The organism is Exiguobacterium sp. PFWT01, assembly GCF_018255795.1.
Lineage (GTDB): Bacteria > Bacillota > Bacilli > Exiguobacteriales > Exiguobacteriaceae > Exiguobacterium.
In genome coordinates, this window is record NZ_CP073755.1 from 1 (window position 1) to 7,500 (window position 7,500).

Annotated in this window: 6 protein-coding genes (1 of these 6 only partly in view); all 6 read left to right on the forward strand. The window is 47.3% G+C overall.

What is annotated here, in order from left to right:
• Positions 1–100 precede the first annotated feature (100 nt).
• Complete coding sequence (gene dnaA / locus KD909_RS00005) at positions 101–1,480, forward strand: chromosomal replication initiator protein DnaA (RefSeq protein WP_211782031.1); 1,380 nt, start codon at positions 101–103, stop codon at positions 1,478–1,480.
• A 196-nt stretch (positions 1,481–1,676) separates the two neighbouring features.
• Positions 1,677–2,816 carry a DNA polymerase III subunit beta gene (dnaN, locus tag KD909_RS00010; RefSeq protein WP_031424075.1) on the forward strand — a complete coding sequence of 380 codons (1,140 nt, stop codon included), beginning with the start codon at positions 1,677–1,679 and terminating at the stop codon, positions 2,814–2,816.
• Between the two features lie 126 nt (positions 2,817–2,942).
• On the forward strand, positions 2,943–3,158 hold the full coding sequence (gene yaaA / locus KD909_RS00015; protein ID WP_015880213.1) for a S4 domain-containing protein YaaA: 216 nt from the start codon (positions 2,943–2,945) through the stop codon (positions 3,156–3,158).
• Position 3,159: 1 nt separating this feature from the next.
• Complete coding sequence (gene recF / locus KD909_RS00020) at positions 3,160–4,278, forward strand: DNA replication/repair protein RecF (protein ID WP_015880212.1); 1,119 nt, start codon at positions 3,160–3,162, stop codon at positions 4,276–4,278.
• 49 nt (positions 4,279–4,327) lie between these two features.
• Positions 4,328–6,256, forward strand: coding sequence for a DNA topoisomerase (ATP-hydrolyzing) subunit B (gene gyrB, locus KD909_RS00025; RefSeq protein ID WP_211782032.1), 1,929 nt, complete (start codon positions 4,328–4,330; stop codon positions 6,254–6,256).
• 22 nt (positions 6,257–6,278) lie between these two features.
• Positions 6,279–7,500 carry the beginning of a DNA gyrase subunit A gene (gyrA, locus tag KD909_RS00030; protein ID WP_211782033.1) on the forward strand. It continues 1,346 nt past the right edge of the window, so 1,222 of the gene's 2,568 nt are visible here — the first part of the coding sequence; its start codon is at positions 6,279–6,281; the stop codon falls past the right edge of the window.

Below are 7,500 nucleotides of genomic sequence, written 5' to 3' on the forward strand. Positions count from 1 at the left end.
TTTGTTCTCTGGGGATAACCCTAGTTTCTACTATAGAATAGTGTATGTGTATATCGTGTGAATAAGTTTTACCCAACATGTGAGTAAAGGAGGTCTTTCATTGAAGAATGCTCGCGAGATTTGGAGAAATGTCTTATCGGTAATCGAGGAAGAAGAACGAACTCCAAAAGCCAGTTTTGACATGTGGTTGAAATCAACCGAGGGGATATCGTTGATGGGAACGACGCTCGTTGTGTCGGCACCCGCCAGTTTTATCGTCACGTGGTTAGAGCGACAGTATCTATCGCTGTTACAAGATACGGTTGAAGAGATCACAAACAACAAGCTTGAAATTCATTTTATCGAAGAATCTCAAGCACACAAGTATGCTCCAGCGGATGGATCGTCACATGAGTTCATCGCCGTGACAGAAACAAAAGAACAGCCCGTACTATTACCTCCAAAAGAGGAAGGGGATCTTGGTCAACTGAATGACAAATACATTTTCGAGACGTTTGTCATCGGATCGGGGAACCGTTTTGCCCACGCCGCATCACTTGCTGTCGCTGAAGCACCTGCACGCGCCTATAACCCGCTCTTCATTTACGGAGGCGTTGGACTTGGTAAAACACATTTGATGCATGCGATTGGTCATTATGTAAAAGGTCAAAAACCGGGGGCTCGCATTGCCTATGTCTCTTCTGAGAAGTTCACAAATGAATTTATCAATTCGATTCGGGATAATAAGACCGGTGAGTTTCGGAACCGTTATCGAAACATTGATGTACTATTGATTGATGATATTCAGTTTTTAGCAGGGAAAGAACAAACCCAAGAAGAGTTTTTCCACACATTCAATGCATTGCACAACGATCAGAAACAAATCGTGATTTCAAGTGATCGACCACCAAAAGAAATCCCGACGCTAGAGGATCGACTTCGTTCACGCTTTGAATGGGGCCTAATCACAGACATCACACCACCGGACCTTGAGACGCGAATTGCGATTCTTCGCAAAAAAGCGACCGCGGAAGGGCTTGATATCTCGAATGAAGTCATGCTGTATATCGCGAATCAAATCGATACGAACATTCGAGAACTAGAAGGGGCACTGACACGAGTCGTCGCTTATGCAAAACTTGTCGGGCGACCAATCGACCCGGACGTGGCAGCCGAAGCGCTTCATAATATCATGCCTGTCCAGGAAGCGAAGAAAATTGTCATTCGCGATATTCAAGAAGTTGTCGGTCAACACTTCAACATTCAAGTAGAAGAATTGAACTCGAAAAAGCGAACCAAGACGTTGGCATTCCCACGTCAAATCGCAATGTATCTCTCACGGGAGATGACGGAGAGCTCTTTACCAAAAATCGGGGAAGAGTTCGGAGGGCGTGATCACACGACTGTGATTCATGCACATGAAAAAATTAGCACCCTTCTAAAGAACGATGTGGAAATGCAAGAGACGATTCAAACGTTGAAGAAGGCACTTTCTAACTAATGAAGAATTCTCTGTGGATATCCTGTGGATAAACCACCTTAGTTATCCACAAGTTATTCACAGGCGAAATGGCTTAACACGTATGGATTAGGGGACTTATCCCCAGTATCCACAGCCCTTATTACTATTATGACTTAATTAATACTATTATATTATTAGGAAATGGACTCATTTCACCTTAGGAGGAATTATCCACATGCATTTAACGATTCAACGAGATGTATTCATGCAAGCCGTACAAGACGTATCAAAAGCTGTGGCTTCACGAACGACCATTCCAATTTTGACAGGCTTGAAACTTGAGGCACATGCGGATGGCTTAACACTGACAGGAAGTGATACCGAGATTTCGATTGAACGCTTGATTCCAATCGAAGAGGGTGGAATGGAACTCATTCAAATTCAACGTGCTGGAAGCGTCGTGTTGAACGCACGCTTCTTAGGAGAAATTGTGAAGAAGTTACCGACGAACGAGGTCACACTCGAAGTTTCACCGAACTTCATGACGCGCATTGAGTCTGGTCAAGCAGAGTTCCATTTAAACGGTCTTGACCCGGATGAATATCCACGCCTACCTGAACTTGCGAGTGATCGTCGCTTCTATTTGCCGGCTGATCTATTGAAGACCATCATCCGTCAGACGAGCTTCGCTGTTTCTTCACAGGAGACACGTCCCGTATTGACAGGGGTTAATTTCTCAGCAGAGAAGGGCTTCCTTACATGTGTCGCAACCGATAGCCACCGTCTGGCGCTTCGTCGTGCGCGGTTTGAGACAGATAACGATTTGACGTTCCAAAATGTCGTCGTTCCTGGTCGCTCACTCAACGAATTGGCAAAATTACTCGACCGTGAAGAGTTGCCGATTGAAATCGTCTTAACGGACCAACAAATTTTATTCCGCATGAAGAACATCTCATTCTTCTCTCGTTTGTTAGACGGTGCCTATCCAGACACGTCACGTCTCATTCCGGAAGAATATCGCACAGCGGTTCGGATGAATGCGAAAGAGTTCTTACAGGCCATTGACCGTGCATCACTCCTAGCACGTGCCGATCGCAACAACGTCATTAAATTTGTGGCGGAAGATACAACGGCAGTTGAAGTCTCTTCACACTCGCCGGAAGTCGGAAAAGTGTCGGAACGTGTCAGCATCCTGTCGCTTGAAGGAGAAGAACTAAAAATTTCCTTCAACTCAAAATTCGTGATGGACGCGCTCCGCGCACTCGATGCATCTGAAATCGAAATCCAGTTCACGGGTTCGATGCGACCGTTCATTTTACGACCGGTTGAACAAGATAGTGTTCTTCAACTGATTTTGCCAGTCCGCACATCGTAAGCTGCGGGTAGGGATGATGAGGTGTCTTGCCTTGTCATCCCTCTTTTTGCCTTATTCGACGATTTTCGATAAACTAATATGTATGGCGATTTTTTCAGATCAGCATGTGAGAAAGGAAGTGACGACATGGAAAAAGTGTCGATTACAACCGAGTATGTAACGCTCGGACAATTTTTAAAATTAGCAGATATCATCTCAAGTGGGGGACAGGCAAAGTTCTTTTTAGAGGATGTCATGATTAAAGTGAACGGTGAGCAGGACCAACGCCGTGGTCGTAAATTAAGAGATGGAGATACAATCGAAGTCGAAGGCTTCGGGGAATATCAAATCGAGGGAAACTGACGTGCATTTAAAGTCGATCCGATTGCAAAACTATCGCAACTACGAAACCCTCGAGCTAGATTTTTCAGAACAGACGAATGTTCTGATTGGTGAGAACGCCCAAGGAAAAACGAATCTTCTCGAATCGATTTACGTACTTGCGCTCGCAAAATCGCATCGGACGACACAAGACCGTGAGTTAATCGGTTGGGAAGCCGATGCTGCGAGTATCGAAGGACGGATTCATAAACGGACGGGCGAATCGGTGCAGAGTCTCTCTTTTTCTCCTAAAGGCAAGAAAGCAAAGCTCAATCATTTGGAACAACGTCGTCTCAGTGACTATGTCGGCGCATTTAACGTCGTCTTGTTCGCCCCTGAAGACTTAGCCATCGTCAAAGGCAGTCCGCAAGGGAGACGGCGATTTTTAGATATGGAAATCGGTCAGGTCAGTCCGGTGTACTTACACGAGCTCAATCAATACTTGAAGACGTTGAAACAACGGAACGCCTTGTTGAAGCAGTTATCCACAAAAGGTGGCGACGAGACGTTACTCGAAGTATTGACGGACCAATTGATTGAACTTGCCGTAAAAATTGTGATGCGACGCTATCACTTCATCGACCAGCTCGAAAAATGGGCCAATCCCATCCATTCCGGAATCACAAGAGATCTCGAAACACTGACGATTCAATACGTTTCTGACACGTTCCAAAAAGAACGCTTCTCAAAAGAACAGATGTTTGAAACGTATCGTCAAAAGTTTGATAAAATAAGAGAGAACGAACGACGAAGAGGTGTGACCTTGTTCGGTCCACATCGTGACGATTTTGAATTGTATGTCAACAATCGAAACGTTCAAACGTTCGGTTCACAAGGTCAGCAACGAACGGCGGCCTTGTCATTGAAGCTAGCTGAGATTGAATTGATTCATGAAGAAGTAGGCGAATATCCTCTGTTGTTATTAGACGATGTGTTATCTGAGCTTGACGATCATCGCCAAACCCATCTCCTCGATACGATGGGACGGAAGGTACAAACGATTTTGACTACAACAAACATTGACGGGATTGCACATGAGACCATTCAACAAGCTAAAGTGTTTCACGTGAAACAAGGTGAGGTTGAAACGGAGTCTGTGTAATCGTGGCAAGAAGGAACACCAAATCATGTATAGTAGGTGAAAATAACCGATGAGTAATGAAAATGAAAAAGAATTGCAAGCGTACGGCGCCGATCAGATTCAAGTCCTTGAGGGGCTAGAGGCTGTCCGTAAACGTCCAGGGATGTATATCGGTTCCACAAGCTCTCGCGGTCTCCACCATTTGGTATGGGAGATTGTCGATAACTCAATCGATGAGGCGCTCGCTGGTTATTGTGACACGATCACAGTGACGGTCGAGCCAGGGAACTCGATCGTTGTTGAAGACAACGGACGTGGGATTCCGGTCGACGTTCAAAAGAAAACAGGTCGACCTGCCGTTGAAGTTATTTTCACGGTGCTGCACGCAGGTGGTAAGTTCGGCGGTGGCGGATACAAAGTATCAGGTGGTCTTCACGGTGTCGGGGCGTCGGTTGTTAACGCCTTATCGACGAAACTTGAAGTGTTCGTTCGTCGCGATGGAAACGTATATTACCAATCATTCAAACGTGGTGTTCCACAAGGTGAACTCGAAATCGTCGGGACGACCGACACGACAGGGACGACGGTCCGCTTCTTCCCAGACGGGGACATCTTCCAAGAGACACTCGAATATGACTTTGATCTGTTAGCGACACGCTTACGTGAACTCGCCTTCTTGAACAAAGGGTTACGAATCGTGGCTAAAGATGACCGCAGTGACGAGACGATTGAGCGGAACTATCACTATGAGGGCGGAATCAAGTCTTATGTCGAGCACTTGAACCGCTCAAAAGCGTCGATTCATGAAGAGCCTGTATACGTACACGGGACGAAAGACGGAATCGAAGTCGAGATTGCGCTTCAATACAACGAAGGTTTCGCAAGTAACATTTACTCATTTACGAACAACATTCCGACGCATGAAGGTGGGACGCACGAGACTGGATTTAAGACGGCGCTCACTCGTTCAATCAACGACTATGCGAAACGGTTTGGTTTGATGAAAGAAGCCGATGGCAGCCTGTCTGGTGATGACGTCCGTGAAGGGTTGACGGCAATTGTTTCAGTCAAGCACCCGGCGCCTCAGTTTGAAGGACAGACGAAGACAAAACTCGGGAATGCCGATGCGCGTACGGCAACGGATACGTTGTTCAGCGACACGTTCGAGCAGTTCCTACTCGAGAACCCGTCGGTCGGTCGCCTCATCGTCGACAAAGGCTTGATGGCGGCACGTGCGCGCCTTGCTGCGAAACGTGCACGCGAGATGACACGTCGTAAAGGGATTCTCGAAGTCAGTTCATTGCCAGGGAAATTGGCCGACTGTTCGTCAAAAGACGCATCGAAATCTGAACTATACATCGTTGAGGGTGACTCGGCGGGAGGTTCTGCGAAATCTGGACGTGACCGTCACTTCCAAGCCATCCTTCCGATTCGAGGGAAAATCATCAACGTTGAGAAAGCACGTCTCGATAAGATTTTGGCCAACCAAGAAGTCCGGACCATCATCACGGCTCTCGGAACAGGGATTGCCGATGAGTTTGACTTATCGAAAGCACGCTATCACAAACTCATCATCATGACCGATGCCGATGTCGATGGTGCGCACATTCGGACGTTGTTGTTGACGTTCTTCTATCGTTACATGCGCCCACTCGTTGAAAGTGGATATGTCTATATCGCGCAACCACCACTCTATGGTGTGAAGCACGGGAAAGAAACCATCTACGTTCAAAACGACCGTGAGTTGCAGGCGGCGATTGCACAACTTCCTGAAAATGCACGTTATAGCGTTCAACGTTACAAGGGTCTCGGAGAGATGGATCCTGAACAGTTATGGAATACGACGATGAACCCGGAAACGCGTTCGATGCTTCGTGTCGATCTTCAAGATGCGATCGAAGCGGATGAAATCTTCGAAACGCTCATGGGTGACAACGTCGAACCACGCCGTGACTTTATTCAATCTCACGCCCATTACGTGAAGAACCTCGATATTTAATAAGAAGGGTAGGCAATAACGAATGGCAGAACAAGAAAATATCAAGGATATAAATATTAGCCAGGAGATGCGAACGTCGTTCATGGACTACGCGATGAGCGTCATCGTATCACGTGCCCTTCCGGACGTGCGAGATGGATTGAAGCCGGTTCACCGTCGTATTTTATATGCGATGAACGAACTAGGTATTCGCGCGGACAAGCCACATAAGAAGTCGGCGCGTGTCGTCGGGGACGTCATCGGTAAGTACCACCCACACGGTGACTCAGCTGTTTATGAGACGATGGTCCGCATGGCTCAGGACTTCAGCTATCGCTACGAATTAGTCGACGGTCACGGGAACTTCGGTTCAGTCGATGGCGACTCGGCCGCTGCGATGCGTTATACCGAGGCACGTATGTCTAAAATTGCGATGGAACTCGTACGAGACATCGGTAAAAATACGATTGACTATCAACCGAACTTCGACGGTGAAGAAAAAGAACCGGTCGTACTTCCGGCACGTTTCCCGAACTTCCTTGTGAACGGGACGAGCGGGATTGCCGTTGGGATGGCGACGAACGTTCCGCCTCATAACTTGAACGAGGTCATCGACGGTGTACTGGCGCTTTCTCACAACCCGGACATCACGATTGCAGAATTGATGCAACATATCCCGGGTCCTGATTTCCCGACTGCGGGAGAGATTTTGGGACGTAGTGGGATTCGTCGTGCATATGAAACTGGACGCGGATCGATTACGATGCGTGCGAAAGCTGAAATCGAAGTCTTGAAAAATGGCCGTGAACGAATCCTCGTGCACGAGATTCCTTACCAGGTCAACAAAGCGCGTCTCGTTGAGAAGATTGCCGACTTGGTTCGCGACAAGAAAATCGAGGGGATCACGGACTTACGCGATGAATCAGACCGTAACGGGATGCGCATCGTGATTGAAGTTCGCCGCGACGCGAATGCGAGTGTCATCTTGAACAACTTGTATAAGCAAACACCGATGCAAACGACGTTCGGCGTCAACATGCTCGCGCTCGTAGGCGGTCGTCCAAAAACGTTGAACATCAAACAAGCGATCTATTACTACATCGAACACCAAAAAGAGGTCGTACGTCGTCGGACGCAATTCGATTTAGACAAAGCGGAAGCACGTGCCCACATTTTAGAAGGTCTTCGTGTTGCCTTGGATCACTTGGATGAAGTCATCGCCATCATCCGTAGCACACGTACAGGTGACGAGGCTCGTGAAAAGT